Below are 19,163 nucleotides of genomic sequence, written 5' to 3'. Positions count from 1 at the left end.
TTACCTGTTTTTGTCAGTGTAAGATATTAGGACAGGCTAAGCGGAATACGTTTATGGGTGCTTTAAATTCAGCACCAAACTCGTTACGTAAAGTGTAATGTCCCTGCATGGTGCCTACCGGTGTATCTATTATTGCACCACTGGTATATTTGTAGCTTTCACCTGGGGCTATATCTGGGGTTTCACCGACCACACCTTCGCCTTGCACTTCTACTTCTTTGCCATTGGCATCAGTAATTAGCCAATAACGGCTAAGTAACTTTGCACTGCATAAACTGTGGTTTTTTATAGTAACGGAGTAGGCGAACACAAACTTATCTAGTTCAGGTTGCGATTGCTCTTCTACATAAAACGTTTCAACAGATACCTTTACAGGTGATCCTATATTACTGCTTGTTGTCATAAATCCAGTTAGCTATATCAATAAATTGTTGTAACGACAGGCTCTCAGCTCGCAAAGTAATATCAATGCCAATGCTGGTTAATTCGTCAGCGGTTAGAAGGTTGCCAAGGCTGTTACGCAACGTTTTACGGCGCTGATTAAACGCTTCTAAACAAACGGTGTTTAATATTTTAACGCTTTTAGCGGTACGCTGCTGTGCCTTTTTAGGGATTAAGCGAATAACCGCAGAATCGACTTTAGGTGCCGGTTTAAAGCATTCAGGCGGTACCTCTACCACAGGCATCGCATGACAATAATACTGAGTCATCACACTCAAGCGACCAAAGGTTTTACTACCAGGGCCTGCTACCATGCGCTTTACCACTTCTTTTTGCAGCATAAAGTGCATGTGCTCAATATGATCGGCAAATTCAAACAGGTGAAACAACAAAGGCGTTGAAATGTTGTACGGCAGGTTGCCGAATACTTTTAGTTTTTTGTCATCTTTAACTAGGCTTGCAAAATCAAACTTCATTGCATCGCCTTGGTTTACGGTTAATTTTGGCCCTAAAAATGGGTGTTCAATTAAACGCTGGGCTAAATCTTTATCTAGCTCAACAACCGTTAAATGGCCACTTAAATCGGCAACAGGCTCGGTAATAGCGCCTAGACCTGGGCCAATTTCTACTAAATTATCTTGCGGTTTAGGATCGATAGCGGTGACGATTTTGTCGATGATTGACTCATCGAATAAAAAGTTTTGGCCAAAACGTTTACGGGCGCGGTGTCCTAAGTGTACTTTATCGGTCATTGATTCTGTGCTTTTTCATGGGCGAGCTTAATTGCTTCGCGGATCGCTAATTCAAAACTGCCAACATCAGCATCGCCTGTACCGGCTAAATCAAGCGCAGTACCGTGGTCGACTGAAGTGCGGATAAATGGAAGGCCAAGAGTTATATTCACTGACTTACCAAATCCTTTGTATTTTAGCACAGGTAATCCCTGATCGTGATACATAGCCAGTACTGCATCGGCTTCATTTAGGTATTTATCTTGAAATAATGTATCTGCTGGTAAAGGACCGATTAAGTTCATCCCTTCAGCTCTTAGTATGTCAAGTGTAGGCGTTATCGTGTCGATTTCTTCGCGGCCTAAATGGCCATCTTCACCAGCGTGCGGGTTTAAGCCACAGACTAAAATACGCGGTTGCTCAATACCAAATTTCGTTTTCAAGTCATGATTAAGAATATTAGCCACTTTAACTAGTCGCTCTTGCGTAATGGCACGAGAAACATAAGCAAGCGGAATATGTGTTGTTACTAGGGCAACACGCAGACCTTCGGTGGCTAATAACATAACCACATCAGCAGTACCTGATTGCTGAGCAAAGTACTCAGTATGGCCACTAAAAGAAATGCCGGCTTGGTTAATAATACCCTTGTGAACAGGCCCCGTAACAACGGCATCAAATGTGCCATCCATATTCTTCTCGCTGGCAATACGTAATGTATCTAAAACGTATTGCCCATTAGCGTCATTAAGCACGCCAAGCTCAACGGGCTCTGCTAAATCAATCTGCTTAATATATAAGCTGCCTGCTGCTGTTGGCATTGCTTTGGCTTGTTCATCAAATTCAATTAATTCAATGTTTAAACCTAAATGCTTAGCGCGCTGTTTTAGTAGCGATGCATCTGCAATCGCTACTAGTTGCGCATCCCAGCTATGCTGTGCCAGTTTTAATAGCAAGTCTGGGCCAATGCCTGCAGGCTCTCCGGGGGTTACCGCAATTCTTAAAGTCATAATTATTCGTCTATTGGGAAAATTTCAACATGGGCTTGTTCGCGCATTTCTTGCTGCCAGTTAAAGCTTTCCTCTTTAAATTTACGATTAAACAACATGCCATGTGCACGATTACGTTTAGCTTGCTCGGTCTTATCTGCAACACGTTTATCTAGTAACTGCACAATGTGCCAGCCAAACTGACTTCTAAATGGTTCGCTGATTTCGTTTTTATCAAGTGATAGTAACGTATCTCTAAACGCAGGCACGTAGGTGGTTGGATCAGTCCAATCGTATTGACCACCTTTAAGTGCTGAACCGGGGTCTTGTGAGTACTCTTTAGCAAGTTCTGCAAAGTCAGCATCGCCGGCGCGTAAATCTTTAACAAAGCCTGCTAGCATAGTGCGTGCTTTTTCTTCACTTAAAATGATAGAAGGCTTAATAAGAATATGACGAGATTTAACTTCAGTGGTTTCTACTACTTGGCGGCCACGTACGTCTTGTACTTTAATGATGTGGAAACCCGCACCGGAACGAAGTGGACCAATAATCGCATCTTTCTTTTTACCTTTTACAGCTTCTGCAAATAACGATGGCATTTCGTTAATGCCCATCCAGCCTAATTGGCCGCCCTCAAGGGCTTTTGAGCCACTTGATGATGAAATGGCAATACGCTTAAATTCTTGGCCGTCTTGCAGCAGCTCAATAACTTTGTCTGCGCGTGTTTTTGCTGAGCTTACGTCGTCAGCACTTGCACCACTTGGAATATCGATAAGAATATGACCAATATCATATTCTTCGGCATTTTGGCCTTGGCTATCCATAATTTTTAGTAGGTTATCAATTTCTTGGTCGCTTACATATATACGGCGGTCTACGTTTGCACGCGTAACTTGTTGCGTGGTTATCTCTTTACGAATTTCTTCGCGGTAAGCTTGAAAGCTCTCACCCGATGCTTCAATAGTACGACGCAAATCAGCAATTGTACCGCCTTGCTCTTTAGCCATGTTGGCAAGGGTTTGGTCAAGCTGGCTATCTGAAATTTCTAAGCCCATACGCTCAGCCATCTGCATCATCAAGGTTTGATTTACTAAACGCTCAATCGCCTGAACACGCAGTGTTTCGTCTTTTGGCAGCTGTTGGTTTTGTTCTTCTGCTTGTTTTTTTACGCGATCAACAATGGTGTCAACTTCACTTTTTAAAATAACGCCTTGGTTTACAATACCAATTACTTTATCTATTTCGACAGGGGCGGCAAATGCACTTTGGCATAAGCTGAACGTTAAAACTGCTGATGTTAATAATTTTTTTAAATTCATATTCTTTTTACTACTCTTACTAATAGTACTGTTGTAATGCTAAATACGGCTAAATTGATATAGTTATTTGTAAATTTTTACTATAAATAAAGCAGTTTAGTCATTAAGAAAATACGGCCTACGATAACCAAAAATACCTTGTTGTAATAATTTTTGAGCATCGTAACGGCTTTTACTACCAAGCCCTTTTAATACAAAATTCAAACGAATACTCGAATCAAAAGTGGCTTGGGGTTGCCCAATTGACTGATTTAAATCAGTTTCAATTTGGCGATGGCCAGTAATTTGGAACGCCCAACAGCACGATTCATACTGTAATCCACTAAATACTTCAATACTGCGGTTATTATCAAGATCGCGATGGTAACTTGCAATAAATTGCCACTCGTCACTGATAGGGATGCTTGTAAATAAGCCCGCTTGCTCGATTGTATTTCCTGAGACATCATTTGCATAGCGATGGTTCAATTGAACCAGCTGATTATCGTCACCTTTGTAGTCTAAGGTTAAATTTGACTGGATAATTTGCTTGCCATCCGTGTCGTACTGAATACCACCCGATAAATACCAGCGGCGGTGCCAATGTAACATGGTTTGCGCTGCAAACAAGGCATTGTAGTTACTATCGCTATTAAGCCCTTGCTCTGTAGGCTTGGCTGAATCACTTAAATAAAATATTTGGCCTGCGCTGAAGTTAAATACTTCTTCATTTTTCTTATCAAATAAACGCGTTGTAGCCCCGAGCGTAAATTGATTAGCTGCGGCAATTCGGTCAACACTTGAAAAACGCGCATCCCTGAATAAACCAAAAAAGTCATCTTGTAACTTGGTGGTATCGTATAAGCCAATGTCAGACTGATCTTTATTAGGCGTATATAAATACTGAATTTGTGGCTCTAGAGTTTGAATACCATCGTCAATAAAAATTGAGGTGTCGCGCTCAAAGTTAAGCTGAGAATATAAGCGCACTTTAGGCAAAGTACGCGAAACATTATCGCTATACTGTGTACCCTGTAAATCACCGTCTTGTTTATAGTTAGTTTGCAATAAGCTCACTTCAGATAAAAATGACCAGGCATACTCTTTGTAATCAAAGCGTGCTTTAGGTTCGATGTGCACCCGAGTAGCTTGGTCAATTACCGCAGAGCTGTTAGTAAAATGGCTCAGCTCGCCTGAAACACTAAAGTCGAAATAATCAATTTTCCATGGGGTAGTTTGGGTAAAGCTAATTTGTGGTAACGCCGTGTATGATTCTAAGTGGTCACCGAGTACTTCAAAGTTTTGCACTTTTATATCAGTACGCCACATTTCGCCCATATGAGTTAGCGAGCCGGTGCGATAAAGCTGCGTATCGGTTTTACTGGCATAAGCGGAGTTTAAATCAGTTAGGTAGTTGTCATCACTAACATTGGTAATATCAATACTGGCTCGCCAGTCTTCACCAATATAACTTTTTTGTTGCCAATGAAACAAAAAGCGCTCGTTAAGTTCAGGCTCTGAGTCATCATTATTTAAATATTCTACAGCCACTAAACCTTGGTGCTCTGGGGTTAAATATCTAAATTCAGTTTGTAACTGTAGCCCTTTACGTGACATATAACGCGGGGTAATAGTGGCATCATAATTAGGGGCAATATTCCAATAATAAGGCGTAATCGTTTCTAACCCATAGCGATCTGAACTTGAAAAGCTGGGCGTTAATAAGCCTGACTTACGGCGCTCATCGAGTGGGAAAGTAAAATAAGGTAAATAGAGTACTGGCGTATCTAAAATACGTAGCACGGCATTGTAGGTTTCGCCCCAGCCTTCTTCACGTGATAAGTTTATTTCATCGGCTTCAATAGCCCACACAGGCGTATTACCTGGGCACGCAGTAAAGCTTGCATTCATCAGCATTAAGCCAGACTTATCGATGGTGAGCTTTTCCGCGCCGCCTTTACCTTGTTGTTGTGTTAGGCTGTATTGTGCGCCTAATAAACTAAATGCTGAGTTATTTAAATCGGCATTTAAGCCCGAACTTTGTACGTGGCTTACATAATCGCGATAGGTAATTGGGCCAGTGGCATTAAGCAGGCCACGTTGTTTATCAATCAGTGCTGATTGTGCGGACAAACTCATGTTAACGGTGTTAATATCAACATTGCCAGTAAATTCAGCGCTTTGTGTGCCTAAAAGCTCAACGTCATCAGCGCTGATATCAACCGTTCCAAGCTCAAGGCCAGCAAGCGGTTGCCAAGCTCTGGTTTGCATTGAAGTGCCACAAAAGTTGTGTGTCAGTTCAGTTTCGGCAAGCGATGGTGCGCTCAGTACGCTTAGCATCAAAATGCCCCAGGTTTTGCTCATTTATCGACCTTTATGCTCTGTGATTAGTTACAAGCTATACATAATAAAGGAAAACAATGGCAAAGTAATTAGTGAAAAATAGATAGCTTATAAAATGACACGCTTTGAGAGTTTACAACAGTTTATTAATACTCACTTTGGTGAGCAATCCTATGCGCTTAATGCAATAACCGCAGATGCCAGTTTTCGCCGTTATTATAGGTTAAGCGCTGAAAATAATCACTTTATTGTGATGGACTCCGATCCAAAAAAAGTTAACAACGTCCCCTATATTGCATTAAATAAGGTGTTTTCTGAGCAGGGTTTTTTATTACCATCCATTATTCATAGTGACGAGCAGCAAGGTTTTTTTATTCTAAGTGATTTAGGTAGCACCCATTTAGCCGACTTACTTGATGATGCCAATCGCAGCGAGTATTACCAGCAACTGATCAGTTTAAGTGCCAAGTGGGCAAAAACTCCAGCCGCGCCGTCAATGAATCCGTATGACCTTGATTTTATTGCACTTGAACTGGATATTTTTAAAAATTGGCTGGTTAATGATTTTATTAGCGCAGAGCTCAGCGCTGAGCAGCAACAGACTTGGCAAACAAGCACAGCGCTGCTAATAAATACACTGCTTGAGCAACCCACAGTCACAATGCACCGGGATTATCACAGTCGTAATATTATGCGCTGCGAGCAGCAATGGGCGATTATTGATTATCAAGACGCGGTACAAGGCCCATTATGTTACGACTTAGTCTCACTTTTAAGAGACTGCTACTTTAAATTGCCTAAAGACGAGCTTGCTCACTTACTTGAGTTTGGTTACGACGAATTTAAACGCCAAGGTTTAATAACTCATGAATCATTTGCAGAATTTAAATATTGGTTTGATTTAACCGGCTTGCAGCGCCATTTAAAAGCGGCGGGGATTTTTTGTCGCTTGTACCTACGTGATGGCAAAAAAGGTTACTTAGCGAATATACTTCCTACGCTTGAATACGTAATAGAGGTAGCGGCACAATATCCGGAGCTTTGCGACTTATCAGATTGGATAAAAAATTACGTGATACCAAAAGTACAGCTGCGGTTAAAAGGAGAGCAACTATGAAGGCCATGATTTTAGCTGCTGGACGCGGTAAACGTATGATGCCGCTCACCGCACAGCTGCCAAAACCTATGTTATGTGTGGCAGGTAAGCCACTTATTGAACATCATATTATGCGCTTAAAAGCGGCTGGCATTAGCCAAATTGTGATTAACCTTGCGTGGCAAGGAGATAAAATAAAAGCCTATTTTGCAGATGGCAGTGCATGGGGGGTAACCATAACCTACAGCCAAGAGGTGACTGGCGGGCTTGAAACTGCAGGGGGTATTATTCAAGCGCTTCCTTTACTCGGTGAGTCATTTATTGTGATTAATGGGGATGTTTACAGCGACTACGATGTCAGTGCATTAATGCAGCTACATTTACAGCCTAAAGAGGCGCACATTGTATTGGTTGAAAACCCTGCGCATAATCCTGATGGCGATTTTGCACTGAGCTACTTACCGACAAATAGCCAGCGGTATACCTTTTCAGGGATAGGGCGTTATCAAGCTGACTTTTTTGAGGGGCTAGCCCCAGGCATTCGGCCATTAGGCCCTTTGCTACGTGAAAAATTAAATGAACATTTAGTCTCCACTGAACTCTATATTGGCCAATGGGACGATATAGGCACACCAGAGCGTTTATCGGCTCTTAACCAACAATTAGCACCATAAGCTAAATATAAAAGACTAGAGGTAAGTTTTAAAATGTGGGGAAAAATTCTCGGTTTCTGTTTTGGTTTTATGTTTGGCAAAATATTTGGTGCCATTTTAGGCTTATACCTAGGCCATATGTTTGATAAAAGCTTAAAAAAAGACTTTGATAAAGCTGGCGGCTTTTCTAACCTTTTTAAAGGCGATGATGTTAACGAACGCCAAGCGTTGTTTTTTTCGAGTTGCTTTGCGGTAATGGGGCATATTGCCAAGTCGAATGGCCGTGTTAGCGAAACCCACATTAAAGCAGCGACGCTGTTTATGGATGAAATGGGCTTAAAAGGCGAAGAGCGCCGTGAAGCGCAGCAGGCATTTCAATCAGGTAAAGATAGCGACTTTTCACTCAAAGATACGGTTTATGATTTTAAAGAACGTTTTGCTAAACGTTATGATTTACTGCAGTTATTTTTAGAAATTCAAATTCAAATGGCGTTTTCTGACGGGGTACTTGCTGCACAAGAAAAGCAATTACTGCAAGAAGTTAGTAAGCAGCTAGGTGTGTCTAAAGCACACTTTGCCTTTGTATTAAAACGTTATCAAGCAGAGTTTAACTTTAGGCAGCAACAACAGCGTTTTAAACAGCAGCAAAGTCAAAGTAGCAGCTACCGCGAAGGTTCAGGACATCATGTACCACCAAGTAATGATATGAACCGTTCGCAGGCATTGGCCTTATTAGGTTTAAATAAAGACGCGTCGCAACGTGATATTAAAGTAGCCTACCGTAAGCTCATGGCTCAGCACCACCCTGATAAACTGGTATCGCAAGGTTTACCTAAGCATATGATGGAAGTGGCAGTTAAAAAAAGCCAAGATATTCAAGCGGCATACGAGTATTTAAAAAAGGCGGCGTAAAAACCCGTCTATTTCTTTGCTTAGCCGCGCATGTTGCTGCGGCGCATCGCGTAATCCAAACAGCTGGCGCTGGCGATAATCAAACTTTGCATTTCGATTAACCCAACGCTGGCGGTTTTTAAGATTCATTAAAATATCATTACTGTCTGTAGCAAAATAAATATCTAACAAAGCAGGGGTGACCAAAGATGTTATTTGGCTTAACTTTGCATTGCGTTTTGTATTAGGAAGGTAACTGCTCAAACTAATGAAGGCGTTTATTTTTGAGTCTGAAAACTCAGCGTAATGCTCCAATAACACCCCAGCACTGGTGCCTTGTGCAATAACAACAATATTCTCAGACTCAATCGCAGCCTTCTGATATAAAGCGTCGTAGCGAGCGAGTAGTTTTAACTTGTAATTGTCTACCACCTCAGTATTTACTTGCTCAACATAGTCAGCATGATGGGGCTGTTTTTGTGTACTGGTGTTTGGCTTAGTATTTGCGTTGGCTGTTTTATTATTTGTGCCCACGGAATCATTTGTCGTTTTTGCTGCATCATCTTGAGCTGCTTGCCAATCAATATCAGGCACTGTCATCGCATAAGAGGTATACCCGTGGTTATTCAGTTCTTTACGTAAAAAGTTCATGCCTGCATTGTTTGTTGGCGTTGATTGCCAGTCAGGAATGAGTATGACTACACCTCTAAAGTTCGCACTCATATATTCACTGTATAAAGTTAAAAACTCAGTATCACCAGCTAAAATAGGCTTTACTTCATCACTTTGGGCTAAGCGAGAGATATCCGCATCAATATTTTTTGAAAAGGGAGGAGGAGCGATATACTCAGCACTCAGCGCTTGAAAACTGATTAACGTACAGCCAAGCACAAGAGTAGTAATAATGACTTTAAACATCTGCGTAATAAACATAATAAGCTTTTAATTTAAATCTTATTTATGTATCGGCGTAGTGCTCTTAAAGTTTAGCTATTTACTGTAAATAGCTAAAAGATTAAACCGTGTTAAAACTCGCTCTCAGCTTCAAAAGTAAGTACTTGCTCCGTTACAGGGTGTTTGAGTTGTAGCATTTGTGCATGTAATTGTAACCGAGGAGCAGCAGCAAGTGCGTCTTTATGGGCGTAGAGGCGATCGCCTAAAATAGGATGGCCTAAGCTTAGCATATGCACGCGCAGCTGATGTGAGCGCCCTGTAATAGGAGTAAGCTCTACACGGGTTGCCTGTGCTTCACGTTCAAGGACTTTAAAATGAGTGAGCGAAGGTTTGCCATTGTCATGATCAACCATTTGCTTAGGACGGTTCGGCCAGTCGCAAATAAGCGGTAAGTCAACGGAGCCTGTTTCAGTTTCAAGTTGTCCGTATACTCGTGCAATGTAACGTTTTGCTGTTTCGCGCTCTTGAAATTGCATACTTAAATGCCGATGAGCGGCTTTGTTCATTGCTAAGCAAAGTATGCCTGAGGTAGCCATATCTAAACGGTGAACAATTTTAGCACTAGGAAAAACACGGTTGACGCGATTTATTAAGCTATCGGCATGTTTTGGGTCTTTACCTGGGACGGTGAGTAATTCGCTAGGCTTATTTACAATAAGTAAATCATCATCTTGAAACAGTATAGTTAAATACGGGCTCATAGGGGGATTGTAGTTAACTAACACGGCAGACCTCAGTGATTTTGAAGTGCGCTATTTTAGTGGAGTGAGGGCAAAGGCTCAAGTAAAAAGCGCGATATAAATATCGCGCTTTTTTCAATGCACACGCTAGTTGATCTTTAACTAACGACTGACAGCTAGATTCTCTAGTGCGAAACCACAATCAAACGAATCGCATCGAGTTTTAACTGCGCTTTTTCAATATGTGCGGTGAGCTCATTGCGTTGTTTATCGTAAAAGGTAATTTCCTCTTGGCGAATGTTTGGATTAATTTGTTTCAGTGCAACTAATCGCTGTTGCTCTTCGCTCAACGATGTTTGCATTTTTGCTAATGACTCGGCACGAATAACATCCAGCTTTTGTTGCGCCATGTCTTTTGCGGTATTGATCATTGGATGAACCGCACTTTGCAATGCACCGGCTAATTTACTTGCTGTTTGACGACCTACCGCAGATAGTTGCTGATTAAAGCCATCAAAACCAACATTTTCACCTAAGTTATTACTGCTCTTATCGAGTAAAATACGAATTGGCGTAGGGGGTAAAAAGCGACCCACTTGCAGGACTTTTGGTGCCATGGCTTCGGCAACAAATATTAGCTCAACAAAAAAGGTGCCTGGTGGTAACTTTTTGTTTTTAAGTAACGCCACCGATGAACTACCAAAATCATCATCACAAATCATATCCATAGTGCCTTGCACCATAGGGTGATCCCAACTAATAAAGTGCACATCTTCCTGAGAAAGCGCGGTATCGCGGTCAAAGGTTACTGTCATACCATCGTCTTTTAGCGATGGGAACGAAGCGTTTAACATGTGCTCAGTGGGCTTTAAAATAATGGTGTTTTCACCTTTATCTTCTTGGCTTACACCAAAGGTGTCGAACACGTTGATCATGTAGCTTGGCAGTTCAAACTGGTTATCGAGCTTTTCAATGTCAGCTACAAGTGAGTCAGCAGCACCTTGTCCCGATGAATGTAGCTCTAGTAAGCGATCTCGACCACTTTCCATTTGTTTGCGTAATACTGCATTTTTCTGTGCTACTTGCTCAAGGAGTGGATCTAGCTCATCTTCATCACAATTATGAGCTGCAATGTACTCAAGTAAATCTTCGCTAAACTCTTTATACAGCAACTGCCCAGTGGTTGATGTGCTTTCAAACGCATCTAAGCCTTCGTTATACCAACGCAGTAGTACTTCTTGTGCTGTGTTTTCAAAGTAAGGCACGTGAATGTTCACATCTTGTGTTTGCCCTATACGGTCTAATCGACCAATACGTTGCTCAAGTAAATCGGGGTTGAGTGGTAAATCAAATAACACTAAGTGATGTGAGAACTGGAAGTTACGACCTTCTGAACCAATTTCTGAACACAGTAATATTTGTGCGTTATCGTATTCATCGGCAAAGAATGCCGCAGCGCGATCACGTTCAATAATCGACATGCCCTCGTGGAACACAGAGGCTTTAATTGCTTCGCGTTCACGTAATATTTGCTCCAAGCTAATTGCTGTTTCGGCTTTAGCACAAATAAGCAGTACTTTTTCACGCTTGAGTGTTTTTAGCGTTTCGATTAGCCAATCTACACGGGGGTCAAATAATCCCCAACTTGCGCTTTCACCTTCAAATTCTTGAAATATTTTTTCAGGGAAAAGTGCACGTTGCGCACTGAGTTCGGCATTTTGAATGCCACTCATATTACCCAGTACGGTCATTGCTGTTTTGTATTGCTTAGGTAATGCCATTGGGTAGGCATGTAATTTACGGCTAGGGTAGCCATCAATGCCACTGCGGCTATTTCTAAATAATATGCGTCCAGTGCCATGGCGATCTAATAACATATTGAGTATTTCTTTGCGTGCAGCAAGGTCGCCTTGTTGGGCTTTTTCAAGGATATCGGTGATATCTGTTTCTTTTAATAGCTCAATTAATGTGCCCTTTGCGCTGTCATCCAGTGCTTGTTCTTGTAATAACTGATTAGCAGCTTCGGCAACGTCTTTGTAGTTTGCTTCTTCTTCTTTAAACACGTCATAGTCGTAAAAACGATCTGGGTCGAGCAGTTGTAAACGAGCAAAATGACTACGATGACCCAGTTGGTCTGGCGTAGCGGTAAGAAGAATTAGCCCTGGAATATCTTGGCTCAGCTCAGCCATACGTTGGTATTCAGCACTGGGTTTATTGTTATTAATGCTTAAATGATGCGCTTCATCGATTACTAATAAATCCCAGTCGGCCAACGTAGCTTGTTCAAACCAGCGTTTTTTCTTGGTTAAAAACTCAAGGCTAGTAAGCACCAATTGCTCGGTATCAAATACATTAGGTGAATCAGCAAACGCTTCGTCGCAGCGTTCTTCATCAAAAATAGAAAAACGTAAATTAAAACGGCGTAGCATTTCTACTAACCATTGGTGTTGTAAGTTCTCAGGCACAACAATAAGTACACGGCTGGCACGACCGGTGATAATTTGTTGATGTAAAATCATGCCCGCTTCGATGGTTTTACCTAAGCCTACTTCATCAGACAGTAATACCCGCGGTGCAAAACGTTTACCGACTTCTTGAGCAATATAAAGCTGATGCGGAATAAGATTAGCGCGTTGACCAATTAAGCCTTTAATAGGTGACTGCTGACGTTCAAACTGATGTAACCAAGTTTGATAGCGCAAAGTATACCGATCAAAACGGTCCACTTGGCCTGCAAATAAGCGGTCTTGCGGTTTATTGAACTTGATAAAGTGATCTAAAAAAGTTTCTTTTAATTGTGCTTTTTCACCGTTATCAACACGTTCACCGTGATAGCACAATAACTCACCCTGTACTTCAATAGACTCAACTTGTAATTCCCACTCCTCAACGCTTCGGATCACATCACCAGGATTAAATGCTACGCGGGTTACCGGAGCTTCTGCAGAAGAATAAACACGGTTTTCACCACTGGCAGGAAATAAAATGCTGACTTGGCGGCCATCAATGGCAACAACGGTGCCCAATCCTAAATCTGACTCTGTGTCACTTATCCAACGCTGACCTAAGGAAAAATTCATGTATGTCTCGTCTATGAAGAAAAAGGCGGCTATGTTACCTGTTAGATAACACCACTGCAAGGCGCTATTTGCCTGACTTTTAATTAATTTTATAAGTATGAATTATTACCAACCCTAAGCGCTCATTAGTGCGTCGATTTTGTGGAAAATTCAAACTAAATGATATTTGTCATAAAACAGACTTTTATGACAAATAGACTAAACTCAAATTATACCTAAGTAATTAATCAAGTTTATTAGTAACCACTGATTAGTTTATTGGGTATAGCATAAAAATCATAAAACGTAAGGAAAGTACTATGGGAAAAGCTTCAAATTTTGATAGTAAAATGTATGTGCTAGATACCAATGTATTACTTCACGAACCCCTCGCGTATTTGTCATTCCAAGAGCACCAAGTTGTTATCCCAATGACCGTATTGGAAGAACTTGATCATATAAAAGATAGAAAACACGATGTGAGCCGCGATGCGCGAGTGGCTATTCGTGGCCTTGATGGGGTGTTGAGTCAGGCAACTCCCGAACAAATGTTACAAGGTGTGGCGCTGCCAAGGAATAAACAAGGCGGATCGACAGGCAGCTTAATTATTGTAAACGACCATTTATTTGCCGATTCTATTTCTGGTTTGCCGGGCAATGAAAACGACCACCGTATTATTAATTGTGCGGTGCATTTACAAAACCAGCACAGCGATAAAAAAGTCATATTAGTAACTAAAGATATTAACATGCGCTTAAAAGCCAAAGGGGCGGGGCTTAAATATGTTGAAGACTATCGTACTGATCAATTAATTGACGATATTGATTTACTCACCAGTGGTCATAAAAAAATTGAGGGCGATTTTTGGCAGCATGTCGGCCAGTGTAATACTGAGCAACACGGACGTGAAACAGTTCATCATATCCCTAAAGATTTAATTCCTGATGTGTTTTGTAATGAATATTTACTTGATGATGGCGATCAGTTTGCCGCTAGAGTTAAATCGTATGATGGTGAGCATATTACCATTAAAGATATTGGTGCAGAGCGATTGATGCATCAAAGTGCATGGGGAATAAAGCCAAAAAATATTTACCAAGCAATGGCTCTTGATGCCTTGCTCGACACGTCTATTGAGCTTGTTATTTTAACCGGCCCTGCGGGATGTGGTAAAACTTTACTGGCACTTGCGTGTGCGCTAGAGATGGTGATTGAAAAAGGTATTTACGACAAAGTCATTGTAACCCGTAATACCCCTGAAATTGCAGAATCAATTGGCTTTTTGCCTGGTACCGAGGAAGAAAAAATGGCGCCTTGGTTGGCTGCCATAACCGATACCTTAGAAGTGCTGCATAAAGGTGATGAAAACCCAATTTCGAGCCGTAATTACATTATGGAAAAAGCCAATATTCAGTTTAAGTCGGTGAACTTTATGCGCGGACGTAGTATTCAAAATGCGGTGGTGATTTTACAACCCCGAATTGGAAAGATTTTAAAGTTTTTACCCCCTTGTTTTTATTGGCCTGTAGAAAAAGTAAAAAGAATTTCTCTAAACATGGATTTTTGTAACGACTTTAAGCATTCCCACAATAGCCAATCTTTACAGAGTATTTGTTATTTGGGATGTAAGTACAACACGCATTCTAGCAACGATGCAAACTTTTGGAGGGCTGCGTCATGAAAAGCTCTGTTGAAAACCGAAACCCTCGTGTTCTTGACACGTCTGCGTTGGTTCATGATCCAAAAAGTATCCTGTCATATCAAGATGATATTTACATCTGTCTAACAGTTCTAGAAGAATTAGATAACTTAAAAGAAAGAACTAACAAATCGGTTAGTGCTGATGCTCGTGTATGTATTCGTATGCTTGAAGATATAATCAATGGGCACAGTGCAGAAGAGATGGAAGCTGGTATTCCACTGCCTTCTACTGAAACAGCTAAACGAGGAAAACTGTTTATTGGAATTGATACCCAGCTCGATATGGCTAAAGAGTTAAAGCACGGTATTGGAAGTGACGCTGACAATAGAATAATTAACTATGCACTGTATCTTCAGAAGGACTTAGATAAAGACGTAGTAATTGTTAGCCGTGACATTAATATGCGCTTGAAAGCTCGAACCGTAGGGGTCATGGCAGAAGACGTTGCCGTAGATAATCAAATATCAGATATTGATCTTTTATACACAGGGGTACAAGCCTTTAAAGGAGATCTTTTTGATCGAATTAAATCAGACAAAGACTTCAAGGTTTCAGGAGAAGTTTATACTTTCCCAATAAGTCTATTTAATGATGAAGTTCAGCCAAACATGTATTGGTACGATGAAGCTGGACACATTGGGCGAATTTCAGAAGTAACAGATACTGAGGTATTCACAAAGTTATTGCCTCGTAAACAAGAAAAAGTATGGGGCATTTTGCCTAAAAATCAGCGTCAGGCAGTAGCTTTAAGCCAATTAACAGATCCATATTATGACTTAAATATCATCCTTGGCCCTGCTGGCTCCGGAAAAACTTTTTTAGCAGTTGCTTCGGCGCTGCATCAAGTATTGGAGTTAAAAAAGTACAAAAAAATCGTTGTGGTGCGCTCCAGAGACTTTATGGACGATGATCCGGGGTTTTTACCCGGTGACCTGACAGAGAAATCAATGCCGTTATTAGCAGGTATAACAGATGCGCTTATATCAATGCATTCAGGTGATAACAATGAAGGTAATATTAGTGCAACTGTTGAGCATGTGATCGAAAAAGCCAATATAGAATTTACTAGTATGGCTTACTTCCGAGGTCGTTCAATAGACGATGCTGTTTTAATCATTGATGAAGCTCAAAACATGACTAGAGCGCAAATTAAGGGCATGTTAAGCCGTGGTGGCAAAAATTGTCGCACAATCGTGTTGGGCAACTTAGCCCAGATTGATGATAAGTTTGTCACACCCGCATCTTCAGGTGCTAGCGCGGCTGTTAACGTGTATAGAAACTATGAAAAAGGCTCAGTATTGATATTTGATGAAGTAGAGCGTAGTAGCTTGGCTGAATTCACTGAAAAGAACATGTAGGCATCAAACTACAATTCACATTTCCTTATAATATTGCGACAATAGCCACTGCTTTTTGCAGTGGCTTTTCAGAGAAGCCCGTTCCCACGAAAACAGGACGAAATGGATTTACTCTGAACTAAAAGATTAAATATTCACAAAAACTGAGTGACATAGGTGCGTGGCCTAGCGTTGCCGTTTTTTGGTGTATTGATGTCTTTTAATAAAGAAGACCTGCTAGTAAATATAAAAAGGCAGGCAAAACGATTATCTAAATTATTAACTATTCCCCTTGGACAAGCCCAAGAAGCCCTAGCTATTTGTCTGTATGACTGTAACAGTTACAGCGATTTACTAGTAAAAATAAAAGCTGAATCCTTTGACAACCCATTGATAGCACTGTCTGCTCTCTCACCAAACTCGGAAATATTTTTAGTAAAAATATTAGCTAGCCACCTAGATAGCATCATTGGAAATTTTGAAAAAAAATTTCCCGGTTCCAATATAAATGAAGAATTAGTCATATCCCTTTTCGGACTTAGCTTTGATGAGTTCAAAGCCAAAATTTCTGACTGATTTTGTACAAATCCGTAAGTTGCCATTTAAAAATTTAGCGATATTATGAGTGAAAGGTTGTGCGGACAGCCTACACCTACACATGTTTTTCGCCTTGAAAAACGTGAACAGTGAAGCGGAGCATCCGTAAAAATTTGGTTATTTGAACAATAAATAAAGCAATGTGTTGGTAGGCCATTGTTTATTGGAAAGTTGTTTGGAGAACTAAGTGATCTCACTTTATCAATTAAAGAATAAGCTCAATAAACAAGCAAAAGAGTTTGCTGAGTTATTAGAGTTTCCTGATCTTTACGCCCAAGGCCTGTGGGCTAGAGGTGTTTATAACTGCCCTCATTTTTCTGATACCCATAAATATCTCTCTGAAGTATTTGAAAAGAAAAAGCTGGACTCAATTCTAAAGCACGATTCCCTGAAATATTTAATGATCAACGAATACGATGATCAAGAAATTATTGAATCGCTTCATAAAGAAATTGAGTCAATGGCAAACCGTATTGAAAGCCTGATGCTGGTAGATATCGAAACATTAGAGTTAGTTTCAGTGATATACCAAGTTTTAGGGTTGCCTGAAAATGCCAAGTTTATTGTAAATACAGGTGCAGACTTCCGCTTAGAGTGGCGACCATACTTTGATGCCTTTGATGATCCGTTGATAGTTCAATATGCAGATTTAAAAGTTCATGGTTGTTATTTCAGGCTAATCGCTTGCAAGTTTCCGTTTGAAAAGCTTTCCTTGGATGACATTAGAAAATACATGTACATCAATCATGTAAACCATAATGGTGAGTTTGAAGGCTGTATTTCTGAAGGAAATACATTTTCTAAGCATGTGCACTGGCTGGTGTTGACACTTGAATTATTCAGTAGCGGCAAAGTAAATAAGGCTCAGTTCAATCCAACAACCTTCAAAATCGAAGGTATGCGCTATTTGGTATATGGCTTCCCATTGATTCCTTCCTTTGTATCTGATTGGCACAAACCTGATTTATGTCTACGAGTCAAAAATCTAGATGGCGATCAGAAGTTCATTGTTCGTATCGAACAGCAAGATCTTGTTTTTTATGCGAGGCGCGTTGATACCAACTTTTTTAACACAATCGATTATGAAAAATACATTTCGTTGTATCAATCTAGTGTTCTGTCACATTTTGATGCTGACAACAATTTGCTTAAAGTTGATGGGGTTAAATATCTAAGTTTTTTTCGTCCTTTTTCTGTAGAAGATATGAAAGGAGTTCAAGCATGAGACCTAGAGTAAAACTAACCAACGCAAAACTTATCTCAATTCAATCTGATACAGAGGAAAAAGTTGAACGGGTGCTTTACGGCACATTTGCTGACGAAAATGAAAATGGTAAAGAAGGAGATGCTTTATTCACGATAAAGGTTTTGGAAATCAATGGTCTAGAAAGTAAGTGCTTTGGTGTTGACTTTTATATCTTAGATGCTGAATCTAAAGAGTTTGATGTAAATGCATTTGAGTTTAATTTAATGCATGAGTGTATGTATTCTCCTAATGAGTTATTAGAGCTGCGAGATATGCTCCCGGCTAGTTATTAGTAAGGGAATACGTTGGATAGAATATATTTAAAGGATGCCTACATAGTATCTGTTTACGACTATAAAGAATTTGAAAAAATATTTCTTGGCGAGTTTTTATCAGGGGGGGTTATTGAAGATGAAACATTCAGGTTTCGGCCATTTCAGCAAATCGTGACTTCAAAGATTGTTAGCAAATCTGCTGATGAGGATAAGTTAGAAATATACACACATAGTGGGAGTTGTTATGAGAGCAGGAGCTTATTCGGCAGATCGAGTTTTAGAAATGAGAGAGCAACTTAAGTCTCAAAATAAAAGCCATTGAATAGCGAAGATAAGAAGTCTGATGAGATTATTATTTGTCACTTACCTCTTTGAAAAATTTGACGATAATCAAATATTCATAAATGTTTATACAGCATCAATTGACTTAGTCAAAAATTTGCATTAGTATTAGAGATGTATATTTGTAAGAGAATTTTATGTCTAAAGCATTTTCAAAAGTCTTAGTAATGACGCTTATGCTGGTTGCCTTTGTAGGGCAAGCATTTGCGTATTCTGCTATGCCTTGCGAAATGTCATCAGGTTCTCACGAATCACACATGAACATGAACATGAACATGGATCATGGTGATATGAATAAAAGCAGTAATGGTCAATCAGAAGATTGTTGTGACGTTGAATGTATTTGTCCTGCAAATGCTTGCTCATCTACGACAGTCCTAAATTCCAGTATTGATTCGACAGATATTCAAATATTCAGTGAATCTGTAGCTGCTCTGCAATCTAAACAACCTCATTCAATTTCCACTTCCCTTTATCGTCCACCAATTTTTGCCTAATACAGGATTAGTGCGTCCAAATTTCTCGCAC

The 19,163-nt window shown here is 40.3% G+C and carries 17 protein-coding genes; 9 read left to right on the top strand and 8 right to left on the bottom strand.

Annotated features, from left to right (window positions below; all coding sequences use genetic code 11):
- Positions 1 to 13: 13 nt before the first annotated feature.
- The 5 genes from apaG to lptD form a co-directional block, all read right to left on the bottom strand.
- Positions 14 to 403 carry a Co2+/Mg2+ efflux protein ApaG gene (gene apaG, locus PTET_RS13690; protein ID WP_008113223.1) on the bottom strand — a complete coding sequence of 130 codons (390 nt, stop codon included), beginning with the start codon at positions 401 to 403 and terminating at the stop codon, positions 14 to 16.
- A complete protein-coding gene (rsmA, locus tag PTET_RS13685; RefSeq protein ID WP_008113221.1) occupies positions 387 to 1,193 on the bottom strand; it encodes a 16S rRNA (adenine(1518)-N(6)/adenine(1519)-N(6))-dimethyltransferase RsmA in 807 nt (268 codons plus the stop codon). The genes apaG and rsmA overlap by 17 nt, the downstream gene beginning before the upstream one ends.
- Positions 1,190 to 2,182: a 4-hydroxythreonine-4-phosphate dehydrogenase PdxA gene (pdxA, locus tag PTET_RS13680; RefSeq protein WP_016899195.1), complete on the bottom strand. Its 993-nt coding sequence runs from the start codon at positions 2,180 to 2,182 to the stop codon at positions 1,190 to 1,192. The genes rsmA and pdxA overlap by 4 nt, the downstream gene beginning before the upstream one ends.
- A 2-nt stretch (positions 2,183 to 2,184) precedes the next feature.
- Positions 2,185 to 3,480, bottom strand: coding sequence for a peptidylprolyl isomerase SurA (gene surA, locus PTET_RS13675; RefSeq protein WP_008464120.1), 1,296 nt, complete (start codon positions 3,478 to 3,480; stop codon positions 2,185 to 2,187).
- 96 nt (positions 3,481 to 3,576) lie between these two features.
- Positions 3,577 to 5,823, bottom strand: coding sequence for an LPS assembly protein LptD (gene lptD, locus PTET_RS13670; RefSeq protein WP_016899196.1), 2,247 nt, complete (start codon positions 5,821 to 5,823; stop codon positions 3,577 to 3,579).
- Positions 5,824 to 5,917: 94 nt separating this feature from the next.
- Here lptD and PTET_RS13665 point away from each other — a divergent pair, with 94 nt between their 5' ends.
- Genes PTET_RS13665 through djlA form a run of 3 tightly spaced genes read left to right on the top strand, consistent with a single transcriptional unit; the run spans position 5,918 to position 8,463 of the window.
- Positions 5,918 to 6,919, top strand: coding sequence for an aminoglycoside phosphotransferase family protein (locus PTET_RS13665; protein ID WP_013465899.1), 1,002 nt, complete (start codon positions 5,918 to 5,920; stop codon positions 6,917 to 6,919).
- Positions 6,916 to 7,572, top strand: coding sequence for an N-acetylmuramate alpha-1-phosphate uridylyltransferase MurU (murU, locus tag PTET_RS13660; protein ID WP_013465898.1), 657 nt, complete (start codon positions 6,916 to 6,918; stop codon positions 7,570 to 7,572). The genes PTET_RS13665 and murU overlap by 4 nt, the downstream gene beginning before the upstream one ends.
- A gap of 33 nt (positions 7,573 to 7,605) precedes the next feature.
- Positions 7,606 to 8,463: a co-chaperone DjlA gene (djlA, locus tag PTET_RS13655; protein WP_008113211.1), complete on the top strand. Its 858-nt coding sequence runs from the start codon at positions 7,606 to 7,608 to the stop codon at positions 8,461 to 8,463.
- Here djlA and PTET_RS13650 read toward each other — a convergent pair.
- The 3 genes from PTET_RS13650 to rapA form a co-directional block, all read right to left on the bottom strand.
- Positions 8,446 to 9,375 (bottom strand): DUF3530 family protein, encoded by a 930-nt coding sequence (locus PTET_RS13650; protein WP_013465897.1) that lies wholly within the window; start codon positions 9,373 to 9,375, stop codon positions 8,446 to 8,448. The genes djlA and PTET_RS13650 overlap by 18 nt on opposite strands.
- A gap of 92 nt (positions 9,376 to 9,467) precedes the next feature.
- Positions 9,468 to 10,121 carry a bifunctional tRNA pseudouridine(32) synthase/23S rRNA pseudouridine(746) synthase RluA gene (rluA, locus tag PTET_RS13645; protein WP_028835629.1) on the bottom strand — a complete coding sequence of 218 codons (654 nt, stop codon included), beginning with the start codon at positions 10,119 to 10,121 and terminating at the stop codon, positions 9,468 to 9,470.
- 140 nt (positions 10,122 to 10,261) lie between these two features.
- Entirely contained in the window at positions 10,262 to 13,156 is a 2,895-nt protein-coding gene (gene rapA / locus PTET_RS13640) for an RNA polymerase-associated protein RapA (RefSeq protein WP_013465895.1), read from the bottom strand.
- A gap of 299 nt (positions 13,157 to 13,455) precedes the next feature.
- On the opposite strand from rapA, the gene PTET_RS13635 reads away from it, so the two are divergent.
- From PTET_RS13635 to PTET_RS13610, 6 genes are all read left to right on the top strand, one after another.
- Entirely contained in the window at positions 13,456 to 14,817 is a 1,362-nt protein-coding gene (locus PTET_RS13635) for a PhoH family protein (protein ID WP_013465894.1), read from the top strand.
- Entirely contained in the window at positions 14,814 to 16,196 is a 1,383-nt protein-coding gene (locus PTET_RS13630) for a PhoH family protein (protein ID WP_008464132.1), read from the top strand. The genes PTET_RS13635 and PTET_RS13630 overlap by 4 nt, the downstream gene beginning before the upstream one ends.
- Before the next feature lie 192 nt (positions 16,197 to 16,388).
- Complete coding sequence (locus PTET_RS13625; protein ID WP_024595179.1) at positions 16,389 to 16,751, top strand: hypothetical protein; 363 nt, start codon at positions 16,389 to 16,391, stop codon at positions 16,749 to 16,751.
- A gap of 208 nt (positions 16,752 to 16,959) precedes the next feature.
- Entirely contained in the window at positions 16,960 to 17,997 is a 1,038-nt protein-coding gene (locus PTET_RS13620; RefSeq protein WP_013465892.1) for a hypothetical protein, read from the top strand.
- Complete coding sequence (locus PTET_RS13615) at positions 17,994 to 18,311, top strand: hypothetical protein (protein WP_008109627.1); 318 nt, start codon at positions 17,994 to 17,996, stop codon at positions 18,309 to 18,311. Before PTET_RS13620 ends, PTET_RS13615 begins: the two co-directional genes overlap by 4 nt.
- A 461-nt stretch (positions 18,312 to 18,772) precedes the next feature.
- The gene (locus tag PTET_RS13610) at positions 18,773 to 19,132 is read left to right on the top strand and encodes a hypothetical protein (protein WP_004589251.1); all 360 of its coding nucleotides are present in this window, start codon (positions 18,773 to 18,775) and stop codon (positions 19,130 to 19,132) included.
- Positions 19,133 to 19,163 lie beyond the last annotated feature (31 nt).

This window comes from Pseudoalteromonas tetraodonis (assembly GCF_002310835.1).
Classification (GTDB): Bacteria; Pseudomonadota; Gammaproteobacteria; order Enterobacterales; family Alteromonadaceae; genus Pseudoalteromonas; species Pseudoalteromonas tetraodonis.
Note: the sequence above shows the minus strand (reverse complement) of the source record. Positions and strands in the feature narration are given on the sequence as shown.